This window comes from Acinetobacter sp. YH12200 (genome assembly GCF_013418175.1).
Taxonomy (GTDB): Bacteria; Pseudomonadota; Gammaproteobacteria; order Pseudomonadales; family Moraxellaceae; genus Acinetobacter; species Acinetobacter pseudolwoffii.
Map to the genome: position 1 here is coordinate 1 of NZ_VPCO01000056.1, position 3254 is coordinate 3254.

Genomic DNA, 3254 nt, shown 5'->3' on the forward strand with positions numbered 1-3254 from the left:
GCACTTGGTATCAGCCAGTCGAGCGTCAGCGCGCGTGTGAAAGCGCTGGAGGATAACCTTGGTGTCCTGCTATTTGAGCGCCATGCGCGGGGCGTTCGGCTAACAGACGCAGGCAGGCACTTCATGGAGCGTGTCACGGCGGGTGTCGATCAACTCGATCACGCAGTGAAGACCGCAGGCATGACAGCTCAAGGAGAATACGGCCGGCTTCGCATCGGCATCCATGCCTTAATCCCACGCAGCTTTCTCACGGAGCTGATCCGTCATTATCGGGAAGAACATACGGGCATTGAGGTTGAGATCACCGAAGGCACAGCCCGCGATGCGGTGATGCAGCTTCGTGCTGACCAGCTCGACGTGGTGTTCGTCGCGGGCAAGCCCGAGATGCCCGACTGCCATACCCGACCGATCTGGACCGAACCGCTGGTGGCCGTGCTATCGGATGGGCATCGCCTCGCCGGGCAGTCCGCAATCACTTGGTCCGATCTGGTCGGCGAGACTTTCATTGTTCGCTATGGTGGCACCGGCCCGCAGGTCCATGACCATATCGTGCTGCGCCTTGCCGGGCGTTGGCCCGCACCGTCGATCCGGCGCTTTGATGTGGGGCGCGACACGCTGCTATCTATGGTCGGACAAGGCTTCGGCATCACTATCGTCGGCGAGGCAACGTCATTGTTGCCGACGACCGGCATCGTCTTCCTGCCCTTCCTCGATGAACCGGAGCCGGTTGCCTTTACAGCCGTCTGGTCGCCGTTCAATCGCAACTCCGCACTGAAAAATCTACTCAACCTCGCAGGCAAAATGAAGCGTGACGGCGATTCGCCCAATCGTTTCCTGGATGGCACTCGACCGGCACGATAACGGCACAGGCGATCCATCCTATTTGCCGCCGATAGTATCCGGCAGCCCTCCGGCATCCTCTTTCCTGTTGCCCGTCCCGATTTTGCCTACTCTCTGATCGGCTCCGTCTCTTTTGCCGACTGGAGCCTGCATTGCGCGGAGGCCGAATCCTTTGGGGTCAGATCGCCGTAGTCATCACCATCGTTCTGGTGATGACGTGGGCGGCGACGCAATGGGTTGCCTTTCGCCTCGGCTTCCAGCCCCAGCTTGGAGCGCCATGGTTCGATCTGGCGGGCCTGCCGGTCTATTATCCGCCGGCCTTCTTCTGGTGGTGGTTTTCCTTCGACGCCTACGCGCCCGCTATCTTCGTCGAGGGCGGCATCATCGCGGTATCGGGCGGCTTCATCGCCATCGCCGCCGCCATCCTCATGTCGATCATTCGAGCGCGGGAAGCCCGCAACATCGCCACCTACGGATCGGCGCGATGGGCGGAAGACAAGGAAATCCGTGCGGCCGGATTGCTCGGCCCCGATGGCGTAGTGCTCGGCCGGCATACGCAAGACTATCTGCGCCATGACGGTCCCGAGCATGTCTTATGCTTCGCGCCGACCCGCAGCGGTAAGGGCGTCGGGCTGGTGGTGCCGACGCTGCTGACATGGCCGGGAAGCTGCATCGTCCACGACATCAAGGGCGAGAACTGGACGCTGACGGCCGGCTTTCGCGCGAAGCACGGCCGCGTCCTGCTGTTCGATCCCACGAACGCCAGATCGTCGGCCTACAATCCGTTGCTGGAGGTGCGGCAGGGGGAGTGGGAAGTCCGCGACGTGCAGAACATCGCGGATATTCTGGTCGATCCCGAAGGCAGCCTCGACAAGCGTAATCATTGGGAAAAGACCAGCCATAGCCTGCTGGTCGGCGCGATCCTGCATGTTCTCTATGCGGAGAAGGACAAGACGCTGGCGGGCGTCGCCAATTTCCTGTCCGATCCCCGCCGCCCGGTCGAGGCGACCTTGCGCGCCATGATGGACACGCCGCATCTCGGCGAGGCTGGCGTTCATCCCGTCATCGCGTCGTCGGCGCGCGAGCTGTTGAACAAGAGCGAGAACGAACGAAGCGGGGTGCTCTCCACCGATATGTCGGTCCCAAAGGCGAGCTCAGAGACCATGGAAAGCATGTTCTCGGACTTACGTAGCAACTCGTTTCTTTTCGCAGGTTGAGCCACAGAGGTGGATCAGGAAATTTGAACAACACTTATAAGTGATATTTTGCTCCCCAAATGATGTTATAAACATCAATATATGGAGTATTTTATGACACGTAGACCAAGAAGAAATCATTCAAATGACTTTAAAGCTAAGGTAGCACTTGCTGCGATTAAAGCAGAAAAAACACTTGCTGAATTGAGTGCTGAATTTGATGTTCATCAAAACCAAATTATTGACTGGAAAAATCAACTGATTTCAGCTTCCTCGCAAGCTTTCGATCAATCAAAAGCTCCAACAGAACCACCCATCGATCTAAAAAAACTACATGCAAAAATCGGTGAGCAGGCATTAGAAATTGATTTTTTAGAAGGTGTGTTGAAGAAACTGGGTCGCTTCAACCACAAAAGTTAATCGATGACTCACTTCAGATTTCAGTATCTAAGCAAGCTAAGCTGCTGAAAGTCTCCCGTGGTTGTTATTACTATCGCCCAAAACCTGTGAGTGAATCAGATCTGAAGCTGATGCGCTGTATGGATGAGTTACATATGCAATACCCTTTTGCAGGTAGCCGTATGATGCGTGATTTATTGAATCGTCAAGGACATCATATAGGACGACGTCATACACGTACTTTAATGAAGAAAATGGGCATTAATGCGTTATATCGTAAACCAAATCTAAGTCAGGCCAATCAAGCTCACCGTAAATATCCATATCTGCTCAAAGGATTGGCTATTCAGCGCAGTAATCAAGTGTGGTCTACGGATATAACGTATATCCCTATGGCAAAAGGCTTTGTTTATTTATGTGCTGTGATTGATTGGCATAGCCGCAAGGTACTTGCGCATAGAGTATCGATTAGTATGGAGGTTACATTTTGCATAGAAACATTAAATGAAGCTATTGAAAAATATGGCCGACCTGAAGTCTTTAATACAGACCAAGGCAGTCAGTTTACCAGTGATGCATTTATTGATGTATTGAAATCAAATGGCATTCAAATCAGTATGGATGGTAAAGGTCGATGGGTTGATAATGTGATGGTTGAACGATTATGGCGGAGCGTTAAATATGAAGAGGTGTATCTCAAAGCCTACAGCAATGTTTTGGATGCGAAGAAGCAATTAAACGCATATTTTGAATTTTATAATTTGAAACGACCTCATTCGAGTCTGGACAAAATGACTCCAGATGAGTTTTACTATGACC

Annotated in this window: 2 protein-coding genes and 2 pseudogenes; all 4 read left to right on the top strand. The window is 52.9% G+C overall.

What is annotated here, in order from left to right; translation table 11 throughout:
- Window positions 1–177, top strand: a pseudogene (locus FTU90_RS16270) (LysR family transcriptional regulator); the annotation flags it as partial.
- Between the two features lie 3 nt (window positions 178–180).
- Window positions 181–861 carry a LysR family substrate-binding domain-containing protein gene (locus tag FTU90_RS15745; protein WP_109354582.1) on the top strand — a complete coding sequence of 227 codons (681 nt, stop codon included), beginning with the start codon at window positions 181–183 and terminating at the stop codon, window positions 859–861.
- Window positions 862–992: 131 nt separating this feature from the next.
- A pseudogene (locus tag FTU90_RS15750) lies at window positions 993–1979 on the top strand (type IV secretory system conjugative DNA transfer family protein); the annotation flags it as partial.
- Window positions 1980–2150: 171 nt separating this feature from the next.
- A protein-coding gene (locus FTU90_RS15755; RefSeq protein WP_257222461.1) for an IS3 family transposase occupies window positions 2151–3254 on the top strand; the annotation gives its coding sequence in 2 pieces (ribosomal slippage) (window positions 2151–2412 and window positions 2412–3254; 1105 coding nt annotated over the 2 pieces). This gene is flagged as partial in the annotation.

Excerpts from the sequence above, each read along its gene's own strand:
- FTU90_RS15745 (WP_109354582.1), top strand. The coding sequence starts at position 181 with ATGACAGCTCAAGGAGAATACGGCCGGCTTCGCATCGGCATCCATGCC.